Origin of the sequence: Streptomyces tendae (assembly GCF_008632955.1) — a bacterium.
Taxonomy (GTDB): Bacteria; Actinomycetota; Actinomycetes; order Streptomycetales; family Streptomycetaceae; genus Streptomyces.
On record NZ_CP043959.1, the window covers coordinates 711976 to 733111 of the forward strand.

Annotated in this window: 22 protein-coding genes and 1 pseudogene; 19 read left to right on the forward strand and 4 right to left on the reverse strand. The window is 72.5% G+C overall.

The window, feature by feature from the left end; translation table 11 throughout:
• Positions 1 to 21 precede the first annotated feature (21 nt).
• On the forward strand, positions 22 to 861 hold the full coding sequence (gene truA / locus F3L20_RS03495) for a tRNA pseudouridine(38-40) synthase TruA (protein ID WP_382683079.1): 840 nt from the start codon (positions 22 to 24) through the stop codon (positions 859 to 861).
• A 16-nt stretch (positions 862 to 877) separates the two neighbouring features.
• Here truA and F3L20_RS03500 read toward each other — a convergent pair whose 3' ends face one another.
• Positions 878 to 1759, reverse strand: coding sequence for a hypothetical protein (locus F3L20_RS03500; protein WP_150152091.1), 882 nt, complete (start codon positions 1757 to 1759; stop codon positions 878 to 880).
• A 74-nt stretch (positions 1760 to 1833) separates the two neighbouring features.
• On the opposite strand from F3L20_RS03500, the gene F3L20_RS03505 reads away from it, so the two are divergent.
• The 4 genes from F3L20_RS03505 (at position 1834) to glmM (ending at position 5999) form a co-directional block, all read left to right on the forward strand.
• A complete protein-coding gene (locus F3L20_RS03505) occupies positions 1834 to 3039 on the forward strand; it encodes a glycosyltransferase family 87 protein (RefSeq protein ID WP_240810828.1) in 1206 nt (401 codons plus the stop codon).
• A 244-nt stretch (positions 3040 to 3283) separates the two neighbouring features.
• Entirely contained in the window at positions 3284 to 3727 is a 444-nt protein-coding gene (gene rplM / locus F3L20_RS03510) for a 50S ribosomal protein L13 (protein WP_019526965.1), read from the forward strand.
• Positions 3728 to 3769: 42 nt separating this feature from the next.
• Positions 3770 to 4282, forward strand: a complete 513-nt coding sequence (rpsI, locus tag F3L20_RS03515) for a 30S ribosomal protein S9 (RefSeq protein ID WP_024883215.1) — start codon at positions 3770 to 3772, stop codon at positions 4280 to 4282.
• Positions 4283 to 4640: 358 nt separating this feature from the next.
• Positions 4641 to 5999, forward strand: coding sequence for a phosphoglucosamine mutase (gene glmM / locus F3L20_RS03520; RefSeq protein WP_150152094.1), 1359 nt, complete (start codon positions 4641 to 4643; stop codon positions 5997 to 5999).
• 187 nt (positions 6000 to 6186) lie between these two features.
• On the opposite strand, the gene F3L20_RS03525 is transcribed toward glmM, so the two are convergent.
• Positions 6187 to 7134 carry a DUF389 domain-containing protein gene (locus tag F3L20_RS03525; RefSeq protein WP_150152097.1) on the reverse strand — a complete coding sequence of 316 codons (948 nt, stop codon included), beginning with the start codon at positions 7132 to 7134 and terminating at the stop codon, positions 6187 to 6189.
• 67 nt (positions 7135 to 7201) lie between these two features.
• Complete coding sequence (gene coaA, locus F3L20_RS03530; protein WP_167534454.1) at positions 7202 to 8170, reverse strand: type I pantothenate kinase; 969 nt, start codon at positions 8168 to 8170, stop codon at positions 7202 to 7204.
• Between the two features lie 174 nt (positions 8171 to 8344).
• Between coaA and F3L20_RS03535 the strand changes: the two genes are divergently transcribed.
• The 10 genes and pseudogenes from F3L20_RS03535 to F3L20_RS33900 all read left to right on the forward strand — a co-directional run bounded on the left by F3L20_RS03535 (position 8345) and on the right by F3L20_RS33900 (position 17872).
• A complete protein-coding gene (locus tag F3L20_RS03535; protein ID WP_150152103.1) occupies positions 8345 to 9133 on the forward strand; it encodes a hypothetical protein in 789 nt (262 codons plus the stop codon).
• A gap of 101 nt (positions 9134 to 9234) precedes the next feature.
• Entirely contained in the window at positions 9235 to 11082 is a 1848-nt protein-coding gene (gene glmS / locus F3L20_RS03540) for a glutamine--fructose-6-phosphate transaminase (isomerizing) (RefSeq protein WP_145829812.1), read from the forward strand.
• A gap of 47 nt (positions 11083 to 11129) precedes the next feature.
• Entirely contained in the window at positions 11130 to 11501 is a 372-nt protein-coding gene (locus F3L20_RS03545; protein ID WP_145829813.1) for a holo-ACP synthase, read from the forward strand.
• Positions 11502 to 11607: 106 nt separating this feature from the next.
• Positions 11608 to 12444, forward strand: coding sequence for an RNA polymerase sigma factor SigF (locus F3L20_RS03550; RefSeq protein WP_167534654.1), 837 nt, complete (start codon positions 11608 to 11610; stop codon positions 12442 to 12444).
• 331 nt (positions 12445 to 12775) lie between these two features.
• A pseudogene (locus tag F3L20_RS34400) lies at positions 12776 to 12874 on the forward strand (hypothetical protein); the annotation flags it as partial.
• Between the two features lie 354 nt (positions 12875 to 13228).
• A complete protein-coding gene (locus tag F3L20_RS34405; protein ID WP_240810917.1) occupies positions 13229 to 14098 on the forward strand; it encodes an NAD(P)H-hydrate dehydratase in 870 nt (289 codons plus the stop codon).
• 561 nt (positions 14099 to 14659) lie between these two features.
• The gene (gene alr, locus F3L20_RS03560) at positions 14660 to 15838 is read left to right on the forward strand and encodes an alanine racemase (RefSeq protein WP_150152106.1); all 1179 of its coding nucleotides are present in this window, start codon (positions 14660 to 14662) and stop codon (positions 15836 to 15838) included.
• Between the two features lie 36 nt (positions 15839 to 15874).
• Positions 15875 to 17089 (forward strand): alpha/beta fold hydrolase, encoded by a 1215-nt coding sequence (locus tag F3L20_RS03565; protein ID WP_167534455.1) that lies wholly within the window; start codon positions 15875 to 15877, stop codon positions 17087 to 17089.
• The gene (tsaE, locus tag F3L20_RS03570) at positions 17058 to 17561 is read left to right on the forward strand and encodes a tRNA (adenosine(37)-N6)-threonylcarbamoyltransferase complex ATPase subunit type 1 TsaE (RefSeq protein ID WP_150152112.1); all 504 of its coding nucleotides are present in this window, start codon (positions 17058 to 17060) and stop codon (positions 17559 to 17561) included. The genes F3L20_RS03565 and tsaE overlap by 32 nt, the downstream gene beginning before the upstream one ends.
• Before the next feature lie 137 nt (positions 17562 to 17698).
• The gene (locus F3L20_RS33900) at positions 17699 to 17872 is read left to right on the forward strand and encodes a hypothetical protein (RefSeq protein WP_167534456.1); all 174 of its coding nucleotides are present in this window, start codon (positions 17699 to 17701) and stop codon (positions 17870 to 17872) included.
• A 4-nt stretch (positions 17873 to 17876) separates the two neighbouring features.
• Here the strand turns inward: F3L20_RS33900 and F3L20_RS03575 are convergent, their stop codons facing one another.
• Entirely contained in the window at positions 17877 to 18425 is a 549-nt protein-coding gene (locus F3L20_RS03575) for a hypothetical protein (protein WP_150152114.1), read from the reverse strand.
• A 128-nt stretch (positions 18426 to 18553) separates the two neighbouring features.
• Between F3L20_RS03575 and tsaB the strand changes: the two genes are divergently transcribed.
• Genes tsaB through F3L20_RS03595 form a run of 4 tightly spaced genes read left to right on the forward strand, consistent with a single transcriptional unit; the run spans position 18554 to position 21111 of the window.
• Entirely contained in the window at positions 18554 to 19207 is a 654-nt protein-coding gene (gene tsaB, locus F3L20_RS03580) for a tRNA (adenosine(37)-N6)-threonylcarbamoyltransferase complex dimerization subunit type 1 TsaB (RefSeq protein ID WP_150152116.1), read from the forward strand.
• On the forward strand, positions 19204 to 19761 hold the full coding sequence (gene rimI / locus F3L20_RS03585) for a ribosomal protein S18-alanine N-acetyltransferase (RefSeq protein ID WP_206338856.1): 558 nt from the start codon (positions 19204 to 19206) through the stop codon (positions 19759 to 19761). The genes tsaB and rimI overlap by 4 nt, the downstream gene beginning before the upstream one ends.
• Positions 19754 to 20851, forward strand: coding sequence for a tRNA (adenosine(37)-N6)-threonylcarbamoyltransferase complex transferase subunit TsaD (gene tsaD / locus F3L20_RS03590; RefSeq protein ID WP_150152119.1), 1098 nt, complete (start codon positions 19754 to 19756; stop codon positions 20849 to 20851). Before rimI ends, tsaD begins: the two co-directional genes overlap by 8 nt.
• Entirely contained in the window at positions 20848 to 21111 is a 264-nt protein-coding gene (locus F3L20_RS03595) for a hypothetical protein (protein ID WP_145829967.1), read from the forward strand. The genes tsaD and F3L20_RS03595 overlap by 4 nt, the downstream gene beginning before the upstream one ends.
• The last annotated feature ends 25 nt before the right edge of the window (positions 21112 to 21136 follow it).

The following is a 21136-nucleotide window of genomic DNA, read 5'->3' on the forward strand; positions in this document are numbered from 1 at the left end:
TTGTGGAATGGAGATGTCCGGGTGAGTGGTGTGGTGCGGGTTCGGCTGGATCTTTCCTACGACGGGACCGAGTTCTCCGGGTGGGCCAAGCAGGCCGGCGGACGGCGGACCGTGCAGGCGGAGATCGAGGACGCGCTGCGGACCGTGACGCGGTCCACGACGACGTACGAGCTGACCGTGGCGGGGCGAACCGACGCCGGTGTGCACGCCCGCGGCCAGGTCGCGCACGTGGACCTGCCGCGCGAGGTGTGGGCCGAGCACCACACCAAGCTGCTGAAGCGGCTCGCCGGGCGGCTGCCGCGGGACGTGCGTGTGTGGGCGCTGCGGGAGGCGCCCAGCGGGTTCGACGCGCGGTTCTCCGCGATCTGGCGGCGCTACGCCTACCGCGTCACCGACAACCCCGGCGGGGTCGACCCGCTGCTGCGCAACCACGTGCTGTGGCACGACTGGCCGCTGGACGTGGACGCCATGAACGACGCCGCGCGCGGCCTGCTGGGCGAGCACGACTTCGCCGCCTACTGCAAGCGACGCGAGGGCGCGACGACCATCCGGACGCTGCAGCAGCTGAGCCTGGTGCGCGGGGACGACGGGATCATCACCGCCACCGTGCGGGCCGACGCCTTCTGTCACAACATGGTGCGCTCACTGATCGGCGCGCTGCTGTTCGTGGGCGACGGCCACCGCCCGCCGGACTGGCCCGCGAAGGTCCTGGCGGCGGGCGTACGGGACTCGGCGGTCCATGTCGTACGCCCGCACGGCCTGACCCTGGAGGAGGTCGGCTACCCGGCCGACGAGCTGCTCGCGGCGCGCAGCGTCGAGGCGCGCAACAAGCGGACCCTGCCGCCGGCAGGCTGCTGCTGACGTCGCGCGGGCGGCGCTATCCGACCGCCGCCGCGGACGCCTGTGCCTCGCCCCTGCGGCGGATCTGACGGTACGTGAACTCCTGGAGGTCGTCGCCGGTCTTGAAGACGGCCTTGTCCTTCTCCGTCACGTCCTTGCCGTTGGTGAAGCCGGCCAGGGTGAAGTAGGCGTAGCGGCCGTAGGCGTTGGTCGTCGAACGGCACACCGCACCGACGCAGAAGTCCTTCACGCCGCCGCCCGACAGCGACTTGACGATGCTTTTGCTGTCCGCCTGCTGCTTGGCCTTCGTGGCCTGCGCCTCGGTCGCGAACACCGCCACGCCCACCGTCACCGCCACGCCGTCCCGGGTGTAGGTGACCCGGATCATCCGCGCGCACTTGTTGTCGGCGAGGACCTTGGGGAGCGTCGCCTTGGCCGCGGAGCCGCAGTTGGTGGTGTCCGCCGTCGGGCCCTTCTTGTAGACCGTGTCGCCCATGGTCAGCTGTGTGCCCGGGAAGAGGATGTCGGGGCTCAGCGGCGCCTTGTCCTTCTGCGCGCTGGCGACGAACTCCTTCGGGTCCAGCGGGGGCGGCGCGCTCGTCGGCGCGAACGACGGGACCGTGCCGGTGGGGCTCGGCAGGTCGGACGTCCCCGGCAGCTGGGAGGAGGTGCCCGGGGAGGCCTGGCTGCCGCCGTTCGCGGACACGACGGCGACCGCCACGGCCGTGCCTATCGCGACGGTCGCGAGTGCGCCGCCGCCTATGAACAGCAGCCGGCGCCGCTTCGCGCGCGCCTCGGACGCGTCGGCGAGCGCGGCCCAGTCGGGTGACCCGCCGGCGCTGCCGCTGCTCCACGGCTGCTGGGAATTCGGTTTCCAGGGATCCCACTGCTGCGGAGGTCCCCCCTGCCCAAAGCTCATGGGGCGCATCTTAGACGGGGCAAGGGGTGTGCTGGTCCGCCTCAACGAGCCCGCGAGGCCCTAGCGTTGCGTCCATGGCGACGGACAAAAGCGACATCTCCGGGTGGTTGGTGCGGCCTGCGGGTGCCGTCTGGTGGCTCGGACTGCTGGCGGTGCTGGGCGCGCTGACGACCCGTACGGTGCTGGTGACCTCGGACGGAGGCATGGACAACAGCATCGTCGTGGACGCGGCGCGCACCTGGCTGGACGGCGGATCGCCGTACGACGACGCGCACTTCCTCTATTTTCCGAGCGCGGTCGTCGCCGCCGCCCCGCAGGCGCTGCTGCCGCGGTCCGTGCTGGACGTCCTGATGCCGGTGCTGGTGACTGTCGCGCTCGTCCTGGGCTGGGTGTGCGCGCTGCTGCTGCACCGGGTCGCGCTGCACAGCAGGCTCGCCGTCCTCGGGCTGGCCGGCCTCGTGGTCGGGTTCGCGCCGTTCGCGCAGCTGGTACGGCTGGGCAACTGGACGGTGACGGCGGTGCTGGCGCTGCCCCTGTGTCTGCTGCTGGCGAGCCGGGGCCGGTGGATCGCGGCGGGCGCGGTGATCGGGGTGGCGGTGGCGCTGAAGCCGCTGCTCGCGCCGATGGCGCTGCTGTTCCTCTTCGCGCGGCGGTGGGGCGCGCTGGCCCTGGTGGTGTTGGTGCCGGTGGTGTCCTCGGTGGTGGCCGCGCTGTTCCTGCCCGATCCCACGGGTTTCCTCACGCGGACCTTGCCCTTCCTGTTCACCGCCGACGACGCCTTCCTGCGGCTCTACGAGGCGGGCCCCGCGGCCGTGCTGCCCCGGCTCGGCGTGCCGCAGGCCCTGGCCACGGCGCTGGCGGTGGCCGCCGCCGCGGTGGGCGTGGTCTGCGCGTACCGGCGGTGGCGGGGGCCTGGGCCGGAGGCGCTGCGCCTGTCCGAGACGTCCGCCGGCCTGATGCTGTCCGCGTTCCTGGTGTCCCGGCCGTCCTACAACCACTACCTGCTGGTCGTGCTGCCGCTGCTGCTCGCCGGCCTGCCGTACGCGGGGGCGGTGGCCCGGCGGCCGTGGTTCTGGCTCGCGCTGGTGCCGCAGCTGCCGGGGGTGACCTGGCCGTGGCTGGAGTCGGACAAGAGGCGGGCCTTCCGGGACGCGGTCACGCTGTGTGTGCTGGCGGGCACGGTGGCGTACCACGGCGTGCGGGGTGCGCGCGGGGCGGCGGATCCGGGGGAGGAGCCGAAGGAGTGGCGTACGCCCGTGGAAGGCGGGGTGCGGCCCTAGACTCGGGGGTGGCCCACGGTCGGCGGGCTCGTTTTGACCCGGTCGGCCGAGCGCGGGTATTCTGCATCTCTGTTGTGTGTAGTGGCTTACTCATTCTCACGTGAGGGGCCCTTACACCGGTCCACCGGGCCGATGACCAGCGACCAGCACGCGGTTTGCGTCACCGCTGTGCGGTCAGGGCTGTCGTGATCGTCTTCGGTGACCTTGTCAGGACCATTCACTGAAGAAGCGAAGGCTACGAACCGTGCGTACGTACAGCCCCAAGCCCGGCGATGTGACGCGCCAGTGGCACGTCATCGACGCTCAGGACGTCGTCCTGGGCCGTCTGGCCTCCACTGCCGCCTCCATCCTGCGTGGCAAGCACAAGCCGATCTACGCCCCTCACGTCGACACCGGTGACTTCGTCATCATCATCAACGCCGACAAGGTGCACCTCTCCGGCAACAAGCGGACCCAGAAGATGGCGTACCGCCACTCGGGCTACCCGGGTGGTCTGCGCTCCGTCCGCTACGACGAGCTGCTTGCCAAGAACCCCGAGAAGGCCATCGAGAAGGCCGTCAAGGGCATGCTCCCCAAGAACACCCTGGGCCGTCAGATGCTCTCGAAGCTGAAGGTCTACTCGGGCGACCAGCACCCGCACGCTGCCCAGCAGCCGGTGCCGTTCGAGATCACCCAGGTCGCGCAGTAAGTCCGGCCACCCCCTAAGACTGAAGAGAATCTGAGGAGCATCGTGGCCGAGACCACTGCCGAGCAGCCGCTCGAAGAGCTTGACATCGACAGCTACACCACCGAGTCGGACGCGCCCGTCGAGGGCGAGTACACCTCGGAGTCCATGGCGTCCCGCTTCGGTGAGCCCCAGCCGGCCGCCGGCCTGGGCCGTCGCAAGAACGCCATCGCCCGTGTCCGGATCGTCCCGGGCACCGGCAAGTGGAAGATCAACGGTCGCACCCTCGAGGACTACTTCCCGAACAAGGTGCACCAGCAGGAAGTCAACGAGCCCTTCAAGGTGCTCGAGCTCGAAGGCCGCTACGACGTCATCGCCCGCATCGCGGGTGGCGGTGTCTCCGGTCAGGCCGGTGCGCTCCGTCTGGGTGTCGCCCGTGCGCTGAACGAGGCGGACGTCGACAACAACCGCGGTGCGCTGAAGAAGGCCGGCTTCCTGCGCCGCGACGACCGTGCGGTCGAGCGGAAGAAGGCCGGTCTGAAGAAGGCCCGCAAGGCTCCGCAGTACAGCAAGCGCTAATCACAGGGCGCTCGCGCGTACTCCGAACGCCCCGGCGGCACGCCATCGTGCTGCCGGGGCGTTCGTTTATTCACTGCCGTGGGCGTATAACGGCACAAGGCGCTCAAACGCTAATGTGATCGGATGGTCGGGCGGTGACGCCGTGGTGTACGCCCGGTGAGACCGTGGTGCGTGTTCCTGTCGCTCGGGAGCCGCGGACGGTCCGCGACCGTCGAACACCCGACGGTCGAGCACAGCACAAGCTCAGCTTTGTCAGTGGCACAGCCGTCGGCCGTACGGGCCGGTCCATCGCCTCGGCGGGACCTTGGTGGCGGGGCCCTGGACGGCTGTCGATACTGACGCATCCTCAGGAGGACAAGTGGGACGACTCTTCGGCACGGACGGCGTGCGCGGTGTCGCCAACGCGGATCTCACGGCGGAGATGGCGCTCGGCCTCTCCGTGGCCGCGGCGCACGTACTGGCCGAGGCGGGCACGTTCGAAGGGCACCGGCCCACCGCCGTCGTCGGGCGTGACCCGCGCGCCTCCGGGGAGTTCCTCGAGGCCGCCGTGGTCGCGGGACTGGCCAGCGCGGGCGTGGACGTCCTGCGCGTCGGCGTGCTGCCGACGCCGGCTGTCGCCCACCTCACCGGCGCGCTCGGCGCGGACCTCGGCGTGATGCTCTCCGCCAGCCACAACGCCATGCCGGACAACGGCATCAAGTTCTTCGCCCGCGGAGGGCACAAGCTCGCCGACGAGCTGGAGGACCGGATCGAGGCCGTCTACGCGGAGCACCGCACCGGTGCTCCCTGGGAGCGGCCGACCGGGAGCGGGGTCGGGCGTGTACGGGACCACGAGGAGGGGCTGGACACGTATGTCGCCCACCTCGTGGGTGTGCTGCCGAACCGGCTCGACGGGCTGAAGATCGTGCTGGACGAGGCGCACGGGGCGGCGTCCCTGGCGTCCCCCGAGGCGTTCCGGCAGGCCGGGGCCGAGGTCGTCACCATCGGGGCCGAGCCGGACGGGCTGAACATCAACGACGGCTGCGGTTCCACGCATCTCGCGCAGCTGAAGGCCGCCGTGGTGGAGCACGGTGCCGCGCTGGGAATCGCGCACGACGGTGACGCGGACCGGTGCCTGGCCGTGGACCACACGGGCGAGGAGGTCGACGGGGACCAGATCCTCGCGGTCCTCGCGCTGGCCATGCGGGAGCGGTCCGCGCTGCGGTCCGACACCGTGGTGGCGACCGTGATGTCGAACCTCGGGTTCAAGCTCGCCATGGAGCGGGAAGGGATCCGGCTCGTCCAGACGGCGGTCGGGGACCGGTATGTGCTGGAGGAGATGAAGGAGCACGGGTTCGCCCTGGGCGGCGAGCAGTCCGGGCACGTCATCATCCTCGACCACGCGACGACCGGGGACGGGACGCTGACGGGGTTGCTGCTTGCGGCGCGGGTCGCCGAGAGCGGGCGGTCGTTGCGGGAGCTGGCGTCGGTGATGGAGCGGCTGCCGCAGGTGCTGATCAACGTTCCCGATGTGGACAAGTCGCGGGTGAAGACGTCCGCGGAGCTGGCCACGGCCGTGGGCGAGGCGGAGCGTGAGCTGGGGGAGACCGGGCGGGTGCTGTTGCGTCCGTCGGGGACGGAGCCGCTGGTGCGGGTGATGGTCGAGGCGGCCGACATCGACCAGGCGCGGTCGGTGGCCGGGCGGCTCGCCGATGCGGTGAAGTCCGCACTGGGCTGAGGTGTAACGCCCCGGTGGGGGTTCATGCAGCGCCCCCGGTGGGTGGTGGTGCGGGGCCGCGGTGGGGGTGGTCGTCCTCGGCCCGGCGCGAGAGTGCGTCTTGACGGGTGAGCGGTGTCGGCGCGCCGGCCGCCGCCGGCGCCGACCTCCACCCCGTCCCCTGCCCGCCGCGGGCGGGTCCGCACGGTCAGGCAGCCGCACGCCTTCGCAGGCGTGCGTGCTGCTTCCGCCACAGCCGCTTCTGTGTCAGCAGCGTCAGTGTTCCCGCCAGCGTGATCCCGAGCAGGTTGAGCAGCAGTTGCTCGGTGGAACCCCACGTCTGGACGGTGTCCCCGTAGCTCAGGGCCACCGCCGCGTTCGCCGCGGCCGGCACCGTCGTCACCGAGATGGCGACTCCCACCAGGGCTCCGGACTTCGCGGACGTGAGCGACAGCGTGCCGGCCGCCCCGGCCAGCACCGCCACCACGAAGGAGAACCAGTCGGGGGCGTACACGAAGCCGGTCTGCGGCCGTTCCCCCTCCAGCTGCTCCTTGGTGAACAGCCCCACCGCGTCCATGAACAGGCTGAACCCCACCGTCAGCACCATCGCCACCGCGAAGCCCACCAGCAGGGCGATCAGTGAACGCATCGCGAGGCGCGGCCGGCGCTGCACCGTCGCCGTGGAGATGCCGGCCAGCGGGCCGAACTCCGGGCCCACCGCCATCGCCCCCACGATCAGGACCGCGTTGTCCAGCACCACACCGCACGCCGCGATCATGGTCGCCAGCGTGAGGAACGAGAGGTAGGTGACCGAGAGGGTCGACTCCTCGTGGGTGGCCTCGGTGAGGTGCTCCCAGAGCACCGCGTCCGCGCCCTCCCCGGGCGCCTCCTTCTCGGCCCGGTCCGCGCGCTCGGACAGCGACAGGTCGACGTTCTCCACGGCGATGGACCCGGTCGTGTCCAGCCCCAGCCGCTGCAAGCCGCTCAGCAGGTCGTCGGCGGCCTCCCGGGCCACGTCGCAGAGCACGACGTCCCCGGCGGGGTCGCGGGCGGCTCCCGCCAGCACACACAGATGCGTGGTCCCCCTCGTCCCCTCGATCAACCGGACCGCTTCCTCGGTCTGCCCGGCGGGTGTGATCAGACGCAGATGCAGCATGGCGGCAGGGTAGCCGCAGGTGACGGGTGGGCCGGGGGCCGTTCGGTTCAGCCGCCGACCAGGGGCCTCACAGCTTGCGCAGGCTCAGGCGTTGGACCTTGTGGTCCGGACCCTTGCGCAGCACCAACGTCGCCCGGCCCCGCGTAGGGGCGATGTTCTCGACGAGGTTCGGCTTGTTGATGGTCCGCCACATCGTGCCGGCGTAGTCCAGTGCCTCCTCCTCGGACACCTGCGTGTACTTCCGGAAGTACGAGGACGGATCCTGGAACGCCGTGTCCCGCAGCTTGCGGAACCGGTTTAGGTACCACTGTTCGATGTCCTCGGTCCGGGCATCGACGTACACGCTGAAGTCGAAGTAGTCGGCGAGCCCCACCCGGGTGCGTCCGTCCTTGCCCGGCAGGGCCGGCTGCAGGACGTTGAGGCCCTCGACGATCAGGATGTCCGGCCGGCGCACCGTGAGCTTCTGGTCCGGGACGATGTCGTAGATGAGATGGGAGTAGACGGGGGCGGTGACTTCGGCCTTGCCCGCCTTGATGTCGGCGACGAACCGCGTCAGCGCGCGGCGGTCGTAGGACTCGGGGAACCCTTTCCGCGACATCAGGCCGCGTGCCTGGAGTTCCTTCGTGGGCAGCAGGAAGCCGTCCGTGGTGACCAGTTCCACCCGTGGGTGCTCCGGCCAGCGGGACAGCAGCGCCTGCAGCAGCCGGGCCACCGTGGACTTGCCGACCGCGACGGAACCGGCGACCCCTATGACGAAGGGCGTGCCCGACTGGGACCCCTTCTCGCCGAGGAACGTGTTGAGCGCCCCCCGCAGGCCGTCGGTGGCGCGGACGTAGAGGTTGAGCAGCCGGGACAACGGCAGATAGATGTCCCGCACCTCGTCGAGGTCGATCACGTCGCCCAGGCCACGCAGCTGCTCGACCTCCGCCGCCGTCAGCGGCAGCGGCGTCTTGTCGCGCAACGCGCTCCACTCGGAACGGGTGAGGTCGAGGTAGGGAGTCGCCTCCGGCCGCTGCCGGTGGGCGCTCCGGGGCATCGAGGAGACCGGAGAGATCACAGTCCATTGTTAACGGAGTTCGACCGCGGCGACAGGTGTGCTGTGTCACGCCGGGATTCCGTGGGGGGTCCGATGATCAACTGTGAGGCAGCTGTGTCCAGAGTGCGCGCACGTGCTGCGGAGTCCTCCGCACCTTCGAGAAAGAGTTCCTCCGTGAGAACCAGTTCCGTCCGTCGAACCGCGCTCGCCGCCTCCGCCGCCGCGCTGGCGGTGCTCGTCACCGCCTGCGGCGGTTCCGGCGACGACCAGGACAAGGCCGACGAGGGCAAGGGCAAGGCGGCGCCCACCGCCTCCTCCGCCGCCCCGGCCAAGGCGCTCACCGCCGCCGAGCTGGAGAAGGCCGCCCTCGCGCAGGCGGACGTCAAGAGCGGCAAGGTCGCCACCCAGCTTCCCCCGACGGACGACATCGCCGTCGAGAAGGTGGAGACGAAGGACGCCGCCTGTCTGCCGCTCGCGCACGCCCAGGCCGGCGTGGCCCAGGGTGAGCCGGCCGCGTCCGTGAAGCGGTCCTGGACCGGTGACCCGGTGAAGCCGTCGGCGGACGCCAAGCCCGAGGACGCGCTGCTGGCCGCGCTGGACACCGAGAAGATGCTGATCAACCTCGCCTCCTACGACGGCGACGGCGCCGAGCGGGCCGTGAAGGGCCTCGTCACGGCGGCCGAGAAGTGCGCGGGCGGGTTCAAGGCCACCGTCGTCGGCGAGCCGCTGGAGGTCGCGAAGGTCGCCACCGGCGACGCGCCCGACGGCGGCGACGAGGGTGCCGCCGTCACGCTGACGGTCGCCGCCGACGAGGGGGTCAAGGCGCCCGCCAAGATCGTCGTCGTGCGCAAGGGCTCGACCGTGGCCACCTTCAGCGCCGTGAACCTCGCGTCCATGGCCACCGGCAAGGACTTCGAGGTCCCGGCCGACGTCGTCGCCGCCCAGGCCGGCAAGCTCGGCTGACGCGGAACCCTCCCACCGGTGTCTCGTGCACCGGTGGGAATTTCCGATTTCGGGCACGCGGAGGCCGTTTCAGGCGACTGACGGACCGTAGGCTGCCGCTCATGTGCGGAATCGTGGGTTATGTGGGGCCGCAGTCGGCGCTCGACGTCGTGACGGCCGGACTGAAGCGACTGGAGTACCGGGGCTACGACTCGGCGGGCGTCGCCGTGCAGGCCGACGGCGGACTGGCCACGGCGAAGCGGGCCGGGAAGCTGGTCAACCTGGAGAAGGAGCTGAGTGAGCGGCCCCTGCCGGCCGGGACGACCGGGATCGGGCACACCCGGTGGGCCACCCACGGCGGGCCGACGGATGCAAACGCCCACCCGCACCTGGACAACGCGGGCCGGGTCGCCGTCGTCCACAACGGCATCATCGAGAACTTCGCCGCCCTGCGCGAGGAGTTGACCGAACGCGGGCACGAACTGAGCTCGGAGACCGACACCGAGGTCGTCGCGCATCTGCTCGCCGAGGAGTACTCCGCCTGCGCCGACCTCGCGGAGGCCATGCGGCTGGTGTGCCGGCGGCTGGAGGGCGCGTTCACCCTCGTCGCCGTGCACGCCGACGAGCCCGACGTGGTCGTCGGCGCGCGCCGCAACTCGCCGCTGGTGGTGGGGGTCGGAGAAGGGGAGACGTTCCTCGCCTCCGACGTCGCCGCGTTCATCGCGCACACCCGCGAGGCGATCGAGCTGGGGCAGGACCAGGTCGTCGAACTGCGCCGGGACGCGGTGACGGTGACGGACTTCGCCGGGGCCCCGGCCGACGTCCGTGAGTACCACGTCGACTGGGACGCCTCCGCCGCCGAGAAGGGCGGCTACGACTACTTCATGCTCAAGGAGATCGCCGAGCAGCCGAAGGCGGTCGCCGACACCCTGCTCGGCCGCATCGACGGGTCCGGTTCGCTGACCCTGGACGAGGTCCGCATCCCGGCGAACGTGCTGCGCGAGGTCGACAAGGTCGTCATCGTCGCCTGCGGCACCGCCTTCCACGCGGGGCTCATCGCCAAGTACGCCATCGAGCACTGGACGCGGGTGCCGTGTGAGGTGGAGCTGGCGAGCGAGTTCCGCTACCGCGACCCGATCATGGACCAGCAGACCCTGGTCGTCGCCATCTCCCAGTCCGGCGAGACGATGGACACGCTGATGGCGCTGCGGCACGCCCGGGAGCAGGGCGCCAAGGTGCTGGCGATCTGCAACACGAACGGCTCGACGATCCCCCGGGAGTCGGACGCCGTCCTCTACACGCATGCCGGCCCCGAGGTCGCCGTCGCGTCGACCAAGGCCTTTCTGACGCAGTTGGTCGCCTGCTATCTGGTCGCCCTGTACCTCGGGCAGGTGCGCGGGACCAAGTACGCCGACGAGATCCGCGCGGTGGTGCGGGACCTCGCCTCGATCTCCGACGCCGTCGACCAGGTCCTGGAGACCATGGAGCCGGTGCGCCGGCTCGCCCGTTCCCTGGCGGAGAAGAACACGGTGCTGTTCCTGGGCCGGCACGTCGGCTACCCGGTGGCGCTGGAAGGCGCGCTGAAGCTCAAGGAACTCGCCTACATGCACGCCGAGGGCTTCGCGGCGGGTGAGCTGAAGCACGGGCCGATCGCTCTGATCGAGGACGACCTGCCGGTGGTGGTCGTGGTGCCCTCGCCGCGTGGGCGGTCCGTGCTGCACGACAAGATCGTCTCCAACATCCAGGAGATCCGCGCCCGTGGCGCCCGCACCATCGTGGTCGCGGAGGAGGGCGACGAGGCGGTCGTCCCGTACGCCGACCATCTGATCCGCATCCCCGTCACGCCGACGCTGCTGCAGCCGCTGGTGGCGACGGTGCCGTTGCAGGTGTTCGCCTGCGAGCTGGCGACCGCCCGCGGCAACGAGGTCGACCAGCCGCGGAACCTCGCCAAGTCCGTGACCGTCGAGTAGCGGATGGGGGCGGGAGGCCGCGGGGCCCGCGCAACTAGGGTGCCCGCATGAGCATCATCGGAGTCGGGATCGACGTCGCCGAGATCGAGCGGTTCGCCGCGTCGCTGGAACGCACGCCCGGGCTGGCCAGGCGGCTCTTCGTGGAGAGCGAGCTGCTGCTGCCCGGCGGGGAGCGGCGCGGCGTCGCCTCCCTGGCGGCCCGGTTCGCGGCCAAGGAGGCGCTGGCCAAGGCGCTCGGCGCGCCCGCCGGGCTGTACTGGACCGACGCCGAGGTGTGGTGCGAGGACAGCGGACAGCCCCGGCTGAAGGTCAGGGGAACCGTCGCCGCCCGGGCGGAACAGCTCGGTGTGCGCTCCTGGCACGTGTCGCTGAGCCACGACGCCGGGGTGGCCTCCGCGGTCGTGATCGCGGAAGGCTGAGAGATTTTCTGAGAATGAGGTGCGTGCTTCGCCAGGACGGGGGTACAAGCGGGGAGCCGGATGGAGCGGGGGCACACATAGGGAGGGTTTCACTGTGACGTCGACAATGGCGCGGACGGACCAGGCGCAGAGCGTGACCGAGCTGCCGGAGGTTACGGATCCCGGCCAGGTGGCGCCGCAGGACGCGCGTGAACTGTCCCGGCAGTTCTTCCGGCGGCTCACGGAGCTGGAAGAGGGTACGCACGAGTACCAGTACGCGCGTAACACGCTGATCGAGATGAACATGTCCCTGGTCCGCTACGCGGCCGGCCGGTTCCGCAGCCGCGGTCCGGAGGAGATGGAGGACATCGTCCAGGTCGGCATGATCGGACTGATCAAGGCCATCGACCGGTTCGAGCTGTCCCGTGAGGTTGAGTTCACCTCCTTCGCGATCCCCTACATCGTCGGCGAGATCAAGCGCTTCTTCCGCGACACGTCGTGGTCCGTGCACGTCCCGCGCCGGCTCCAGGAGGCCCGGGTGCAGCTCGCCCGCGCCACCGAGGAACTGCGCAGCCGCCTGGGCCGTACGCCCACCACCGCCGAGCTGGCGCAGCTGATGAGCCTGACCGAGGCCGAGGTCAACGAGGCCCGGCTGGCCGCCAACGGCTACAACTCGGCGTCGCTGGACGCCGCCATCGGCAGCGAGCCGGACGGCGAGAGCGTCCTCGCGGACTTCATCGGCGCCGAGGACGCGGCGCTGGGGCTGGTCGAGGACTTCCACGCCCTCGCCCCGATGATCGCCGAGCTGGACGAGCGCGAGCGGAAGATCGTCCACTGGCGGTTCGTGGAGGAGCTGACGCAGGCGGAGATCGGTGAGCGGCTGGGCTGCTCGCAGATGCACGTGTCGCGGCTGCTGTCGCGGACGCTGAAGCGGCTGCGGGCGGGGATGCTCGCGACCAACTGAGGTGCGGTGCGGGTCGGCTTTTCGCCGCGGGGTCTCGTAGCGGGTTCTCGCCGCAGGTTTTCGTAGCGGGGTGTGGTGCCTTCGGGTGCCGCACCCCGCTTCGTGCTGAGCGCCGGTCGTGCTGAGTGTCGGTCGTGCTGAGTGTCGGTCGTGTCGAGCGTCGGTCGTGCCGAGTGTCGGTCGTGGTGGTCAGCGGGTCGACCGGTGCAGGAGGTTCCGTGACGGGAGGGGATCCGGGGGGAAACTCGGTTGTATGCGGACTGCTTACGGTGTGGAGACGGTCAGGGCGGCGGAGCGGGAACTGATGGCGCGGCTGCCGGAGGGGGCGCTGATGCAGCGCGCCGCGGCGGGGCTCGCCGTGGTGTGTGCGGACGTGCTGGGGCGGGTGTCCGGTCGGGTCTACGGCAGCCGGGTGGTGCTGCTGGTGGGGAGCGGGGACAACGGGGGTGACGCCCTGTACGCAGGGGCGCGGCTCGCCCGGCGGGGGGCCGGGTGCGGCGGTGCTGCTGGCGCCGGGGCGGCTCACCCGGGTGGGCTCGCGGCTCTGCTGCGGGCGGGCGGTCGTGTGGCGGACGCCGGGGCGGGGCCGACGCCGTTGAGCGGGCCGACCTTGTCGTCGACGGGATCGTCGGGATCGGGGGGAAGGGCGGGCTGCGGCCGGACGCGGTGCCGCTCGCGGAGGCCGCCGAGCGGGGGCGGGGGTCGTCGTCGCCGTCGATCTGCCGAGCGGGGTCGACGCGGACACCGGAGAGGTGCGGGGAGGGCGCTGCGGGCGGATCTGACGGTGACCTTCGGTGCGTACAAGCCGGGGCTGCTGATCGATCCGGCCCGGGAGTACGCGGGGGCGGTGCGGCTCGTCGACATCGGGCTGGAGGTGGGTGAGGGGGTCCGGCAAGAGGCGCGGGTCGAGGCGTTGCAGCATGCGGACGTGGCGCGGTTGCTGCCGGTGCCGGCGGCCGAGAGCGACAAGTACCGGCGGGGGGTCGTGGGGTCGCGGCGGGGTCCGCGCGGTACCGGGGCCGCCGTGCTGGCGGTGGCGGGGGCGTTGCGGGGCGGGGCCGGGGGTGCGGTACGTCGGGCCGGCGGGGGAGGCCGTGATCGCCCGTCATCCGGAGACGCTGGTGTCGGACCGGGGCCGAAGCACGCGGGGCGGGTGCAGGCGTGGGTGGTCGGACCGGGTGCCGGTGACGACGCGGCGACGGTGGGGGAGGTGCTGGCGGCGGACGTGCCGGTGCTGATCGACGCGGACGGGTTGCGGCTGGCGGAGGTGGGGGTGGTGCGGGGGCGCCGGGCGCCGACCCTGATGACGCCGCACGCGGGGGAGCGGCGGCGCTGCTTGGTGTCGAGCGGGAGGAGGTGGAGGCGGGGAGGCTGGCCGCGGTGCGGAGTTGGCGGGCGGTACGGGGCGACGGTGCTGTTGAAGGGGTCGACGACGTTGGTCGCGTCGGCGGGGCGTGGGGGTGCTGGTGAGGGCGCCGGTGTGGTGCGGGTGAATCCGACGGGGACGCCGTGGCTGGCCACGGCGGGGAGCGGGGACGTGCTGTCGGGCTCGGGGGTCGTTGCTGGCGGCGGGGTTGCCGGCGATGGACGCGGGAGTGTGGCGGCGTATCTGCACGGGTTGGCGGGGCGGTTCGCGGCGGAGGGGCGCCGGTGACCGCGGAGGATGTGGCGGGGCGGATCGCGCAGGCCTGGCGGAGTGTGGTGCGGGGGTAGGGCGCGACGCCTGCGGCGCAGGGTTCTGTCCGGTGGGGGGGGGGTGGCGCCCAGGGTTGGGGTGGTGCGGGGCGGGGTGGGGGCGGTCGTCCTCGGTCTGGCGCGAGAGCGCCAGATGCGAAGTACAGGGTGCGGACGCGCCAGCCGCTGCGGGCGACCGCCCCCACCCACCACATCCCCGCCGTACGCGACCACACCAACACCGTGGCGCGCCATCGTCCTTCGTGCCCCGCCAACCGCGGGCAGTCGTGCCGCTGGGGCGGCACGGGTGGGCGCGGCGGTGCCCCGTGAGCGCCGGGGTGCGCGGGCTCCCCCCCGGCCCGCGCCCGCGCCGGGTGGTTGTGTGGGCTGCGGTCAGGTGACCGCCCGCGGCCGTGCCGGGTGAGATGTGCGAACGTCCGCTGGAGAGGGCTTGGGGGCGCCCGTGCGGGCGGCGCGTGAGGACAGGTGCCGTACCCCCGCTGCAAGGGGGGAGCGCGGGCGCTCTGAGACACTGTGCGGGATGAAAGAGACAGTTGCCCCGCCCGGCGCGGAACTGCGGGCCCGTGCCGTGATCGACCTGGCCGCCGTACGGGCCAACGTCCGCACCCTGCGCGACCGCGCCCCCCACGCCGCCCTGATGGCCGTCGTCAAGGCCGACGGGTACGGGCACGGCGCCGCCCCCTGCGCCCGCGCGGCCGTCGCCGCCGGGGCGACCTGGCTGGGCACCGCCACGCCGCAGGAGGCGCTCGCGCTGCGCGCGCCCGGCGCCGGTGTGCCGGCGGACGTCCGGATCATGTGCTGGCTGTGGACGCCCGGCGGGCCCTGGCGTGAGGCGATCGAGGCGGACGTCGACGTCTCGGTGAGCGGGATGTGGGCGCTGGAGGAGGTCACCCGGGCCGCCCGTCTCGCCGGACGGCCCGCACGGGTGCAGCTCAAGGCGGACACCGGGCTCGGGCGGGCCGGCTGCCAGCCCCGCGACTGGCCCGAGCTGGTCACGGCCGCGGTGCGTGCCCAGGCCGAGGGGCTGCTGCGGGTCACCGGACTCTGGTCGCACTTCGCCTGTGCCGACGAGCCGGGGCATCCGTCCATCGACGCCCAGCTGTCGCAGTTCCGCGAGATGGTGGCGTACGCCGAGGCGCGGGGTGTCGAACCCGAGGTGCGGCACATCGCGAATTCCCCCGCGACCTTGACGTTGCCCGAGAGCCACTTCGATCTGGTGCGGCCCGGCATCGCGCTGTACGGCGTCTCGCCGAGCCCCGCGATCGGCACGCCGCAGGAGCTGGGGCTGCGGCCGGCGATGACCCTGTCGGCGTCGTTGTCGCTGGTGAAGCACGTGCCGGGCGGCCACGGGGTCAGTTACGGGCACCACTACGTGACCCCGGGGGAGACCACGTTGGGCCTGGTGCCGCTCGGGTACGCGGACGGCATTCCGCGGCACGCCTCGTCCGCCGGGCCCGTGCTGGTCGAGGGCAAGTGGCGGACCGTCGCCGGGCGGGTCGCGATGGACCAGTTCGTCGTGGATCTGGGCGGGGACGAGCCCGGGCCGGGTGCCGAGGCGATCCTGTTCGGTCCCGGTGACCGGGGTGAGCCCACCGCGGAGGACTGGGCGCAGGCGTCCGGGACCATCGCGTACGAGATCGTCACCCGGATCGGGACCCGCGTCCCGCGCGTTCATGTGAACGGCGAACAGAGCGGGTAAGCGCCCTGCGTGGGTTCAGGGGAAGAGGAGCGGTACGTGAGCGAGAGCAGTACGCAGGCCGTTACGGCCGCGTCCGCCGGGGGGTGGCGCCGGGCCACCGGTGTCGCGGGCCTCGCGATAGGCGTGCTGGCCACCGGTGCCGCCGCCGGTGTCGCCATAGAACGGATGACGGTCGGCCGGGGCATGCGCCGCAAGGCCCGGCTGGTCCTGGACTCGGCGGGTCCCTACGGCTCCCTGCGCGGCACGCCCGGCAAGGCGTACGCCGACGACGGCACCGAGCTGTACTACGAGGTCGACGACGTCGAGCCCGACGGGCAGGACGAGCGGCGGCGGCGGTTGTTCGGGCGGCGCCCGCCCGCTCCGGTGACGGTGGTGTTCAGCCACGGGTACTGCCTCAATCAGGATTCGTGGCACTTCCAGCGGGCCGCGCTGCGGGGTGTGGTGCGGACCGTGCACTGGGACCAGCGCAGCCACGGCCGTTCGGCGCGTGGCGCGGCGCAGGTGGAGCGGGGCGAGCCCGTCAGCATCGAGCAGCTCGGGCGTGATCTGAAGGCCGTCATCGACGCCGCCGCTCCCGAGGGGCCGCTGGTGCTCGTCGGCCACTCCATGGGCGGGATGACGGTGATGGCGCTCGCCGACCAGTTCCCCGAGCTGATCCGGGAGCGGTGCGCGGGGGTCGCCCTGGTCGGCACGTCGTCGGGGCGGCTGGGGGAGGTTAACTTCGGGCTGCCGGTGGCGGGGGTCAACGCGGTGCGCCGGGTGCTGCCCGGGGTGCTGAAGGCGCTGGGCCAGCGGGCCGAACTGGTGGAGAAGGGGCGTCGGGCGACGGCCGACCTGTTCGCCGGGGTCGTCAAGCGGTATTCGTTCGCCTCGCGGGACGTCGATCCGGCGGTCGCGCGGTTCGCCGAGCGGATGATCGAGTCGACGCCGATCGACGTGGTGGCCGAGTACTACCCGGCGTTCGACGGTCACGACAAGGCGGAGGCCCTGGCTCACTTCGTCGGGCTGCCGGTGCTGGTGCTCGCCGGGGTGGGGGATCTTGTCACCCCCAGTGAGCACAGCGAGTCCATCGCCGGCCTGCTCCCGGACGCGGAGCTGGTGATGGTGCCCGACGCCGGGCACCTGGTGATGCTGGAGCATCCGGAGCAGGTGACCGACCGCCTCGCCGACCTGCTCGTGCGCGTGGGCGCGGTGCCCTCAGGGGCTACCGTGGGTGGCTATGGAAGCAGCAGTACCGCAGACCCCGGCTGAACTGACCGTCACCTCCCCCGAGCAGATGCGCGACCTCGGGCGCAGCCTCGCCAAGCTGCTGCGCGCGGGTGACCTCGTGCTGCTCTCAGGCGAGCTCGGGGCCGGCAAGACGACGCTGACCCGCGGGCTCGGCGAGGGGCTCGGCGTGCGGGGCGCCGTGACCTCGCCGACGTTCGTCATCGCCCGGGTGCACCCCTCGCTGGGCGACGGCCCGCCGCTCGTGCACGTCGACGCCTACCGGCTGTCCGGAGGCCTCGACGAGATGGAGGACCTGGACCTCGACGTCTCGCTGCCGGAGTCGGTGGTCGTCGTGGAGTGGGGCGAGGGCAAGGTCGAGGAGCTGACCGAGGACCGGCTGCACGTCGTCATCCACCGGGCGGTCGGCGACACCACGGACGAGGTGCGGCACGTGACCGTGCGCGGTCTGGGCGAGCGCTGGGCCGGAGCCGAGCTGAGCGTGCTGTCCGCCTGAGCGGACGGGCCCGCGCCCGGATTCCGACAAGGTGTCGGCACGGTGTTGCGTCCGGCGTGTCCGGCGTGGTCACATGGTATCCAGCTCGTGGTTAGGCATACCTAACCACGTCCGCCCCCGACTTCCAGGAGGCGTCCATGCCGGCCACCCACAGCGCGCGTGAATCCGCACCGCGGCCGCAGCCGGTCTCCGGGGTGCCCATGCGGGACCTGCTCGCCGCCTGCGCGGCGGCCGCGGCGGTCTCCACCCCGCCGCCCGCCCCCGAGCCGCGGCGGCGGGAACCGGTGCGCCGGCACCGCGAGGCCGCCTGAGCGCTCAGGGCACGACGACGACCGCCCGGCCGATCGTCGCGAACTTCCACATCGCCGCGCCGTCCGCCCGGGTCTCCCGGATCCCGCCCGTGCGCTCCTGCGGGTCCAGCACGGGCGCCGAGCCGTCGACCGCCGCGCTGAAGCCGATCACCGTGCCGTCGACGGCGGCGAAACGCACCACGTGCTCCACCGGCACGCCGTCCGAGCCGGTGACCGACCCCGACCGGGACGTGACCCGGTAGGTGCCCGGCGCCGGGTCGACCGTGCTGGGGCTGACCCCGAAGGTGCGCCGTACCTTGCCGCCCCTGTCCACCAGCCACACCCGGTCGTGCCTGAGCGAGTAGACGACGCGCTGGCCCAGCCCCGAGCGCGGGGGCAGCGCGGCCGGGCGGCTGTCGCCCCGGGGTGCCGTGGGCGCGGGGGCCGGGGAGCCGGCCGACCGGTGACGCAGGTCCGGCGGGACGGTGTCCGCCGCGCGGTGGCCGAGATAACCGACCGTCGCGAGGGCCGCCGCGGTCAGCCCCGCCACGATCATCGAGCTGGTCCCCGCCATCGCCGTCACCCCTGTCCCGATGTGTCCCGTTCTGTCCTGTCCTGTACGGACGTGACGCGACCGTAGCAGTCCGTGACCGTCCGGCCGGTGCGGCCGTGGCCGGGGCGCGGGAGCCGTAGGCTGTTTGCGTGCTCTTGCTCGCTCTGGATACCGCCACCCCCGCCGTCACCGTCGCACTGCACGACGGCGACGACGTCATCGCCTCGTCGAGCCAGGTGGACGCCCGCCGCCACGGTGAACTGCTGCTCCCGGCCGTCGACCGGGTGCTCACCGAGGCCGGTCTGCGGCTCGACGCCGTCACCGGGATCGTGGCCGGCACCGGCCCCGGCCCCTACACCGGCCTGCGGGTCGGCCTGATGACCGCCGACACCTTCGGGCTCGCCCTCGGCGTGCCCGTGCACGGTGTGTGCACGCTGGACGGCCTGGCCTACGCGGCCGACCTGGAGGGCCCCTTCGTCGTGGCGACCGACGCCCGGCGCAAGGAGGTCTACTGGGCGCGGTACGCCGACTCCCGCACCCGCCTCACCGACCCGGCCGTGGACCGGCCCGCCGACATCGCCGACCAGGTCGCGGGGCTGCCCGCGGTGGGTGCCGGAGCGCTGCTGTACCCGGACACCTTCCCCAAGGCGCACGAGCCGGAGCACGTCAGCGCCGCCGCCCTGGCCCGGCTGGCCGCCGAGCGGCTGGCGGCGGGCGAGGAACTGCCCGCGCCCCGGCCGCTGTACCTGCGGCGGCCCGATGCCCAGGTCCCCAAGAACTACAAGGTGGTCACCCCCAAGTGACGGGAACCGAGACGCTCGTACTGCGCGAGATGCGCTGGTGGGACATCGACTCCGTGCTGGAGCTGGAACGGGACCTCTTCCCCGAGGACGCCTGGTCGCGCGGGATGTTCTGGTCCGAACTGGCCCACGCCCGCGGCCCCGGGGCGACCCGGCGCTACGTCGTCGCCGAGGAGGGCGACCGGATCGTCGGCTACGCCGGCCTCACCACCTCCGGCGCTGAGGGCGACGCCGGCGACGCCCCGGCCGCCGACGTCCAGACCATCGCGGTCACCCGCGACCACTGGGGCACCGGGCTCGGCTCGCGGCTGCTGACCGAGCTGCTCCGCGCGGCGACGGAGTTCGAGTGCACCGAGGTGATGCTCGAGTGCCGCGTCGACAACGTCCGCGCCCAGAAGCTCTACGAACGCTTCGGCTTCGAGGTCATCGGAGTCCGGCGCGGCTACTACCAGCCGGGCAACGTGGACGCGCTGGTCATGCGCTTGACCGACCCGTCCTCCTCCGTGACCCCGGACCATTCCGTGAACGGCGTACAAGGAACCGAGATCCATGGCTGACGAACCCCTGGTACTGGGGATCGAGACCTCCTGCGACGAGACCGGCGTCGGCGTCGTCCGCGGGACCACCCTGCTGGCGGACGCCGTCGCCTCCAGCGTCGACGAGCACGCCCGCTTCGGCGGCGTCGTCCCGGAGGTGGCGAGCCGCGCCCACCTGGAGGCGATGGTCCCCACCATCGACCGCGCGCTGAAGGAGGCGGGGGTGAGCGCCCGCGACCTCGACGGCATCGCCGTCACCGCGGGACCGGGCCTGGCCGGCGCGCTGCTGGTCGGCGTCTCCGCCGCCAAGGCGTACGCCTACGCCCTCGGCAAGCCGCTCTACGGGGTCAACCACCTCGCCTCGCACATCTGCGTCGACCAGCTGGAGCACGGGCCGCTGCCCGAGCCGACGATGGCGCTGCTGGTGTCCGGCGGCCATTCCTCGCTGCTGCTGTCCGAGGACATCACCTCCGACGTGCGGCCGCTCGGCGCGACCATCGACGACGCGGCGGGCGAGGCGTTCGACAAGATCGCCCGCGTGCTGAACCTCGGCTTCCCCGGCGGCCCCGTCATCGACCGGTACGCCCGCGAGGGCGACCCGGCCGCGATCGCGTTCCCGCGCGGCCTCACCGGCCCGCGCGACCCGGCGTACGACTTCTCCTTCTCCGGGCTGAAGACGGCCGTGGCCCGCTGGATCGAGGCGAAGCGGGCGGCGGGTGAGGAGGTGCCGGTGCGTGACGTGTCGGCCTCCTTCCAGGAGGCGGTCGTGGACGTGCTCACCCGCAAGGCCGTGCGGGCCTGCAAGGACGAGGGCGTCGACCACCTGATGATCGGCGGTGGCGTGGCCGCCAACTCCCGGCTGCGGGCGCTGGCCCAGGAGCGCTGCGAGGCGGCCGGCATCCGGCTGCGGGTGCCGCGCCCCAAGCTGTGTACGGACAACGGCGCGATGGTGGCCGCCCTCGGCGCGGAGATGGTCGCGCGCGACCGCCGGCCCTCCGACTGGGACCTCTCCGCGGACTCCTCGCTCCCGGTGACCGACCCGCACGTACCGGGCACCGCCCCCTCCCACGACCACGTCCACGAGACCTCGGGAAAGAACCTGTACTCATGACGGTCGCGCTGATGTGGGAGGCCCGCGCGGTGCCCGGCCGGGGCGCGGACCTGCTCGCCTGGGCCGAGGAGCGGGCCCGGGAACTGCCGCGGCGACCGGTGCGCCGCGAGACCTTCCGCGCCCCGCAGGACCGCGTCCTCGTCATCACCTGGTGGAAGGCCCCGTACGACGCGGAACTCCCCGAGCTCCCTGAGCCGGAGAGCACGCTGGTCACGCGGGCGGTCCACCGGTGGCGGTTCGAGTCGCTCGGGAGCGTCTGAGCGGAGCGGCCGGCGGGGCGGTGGG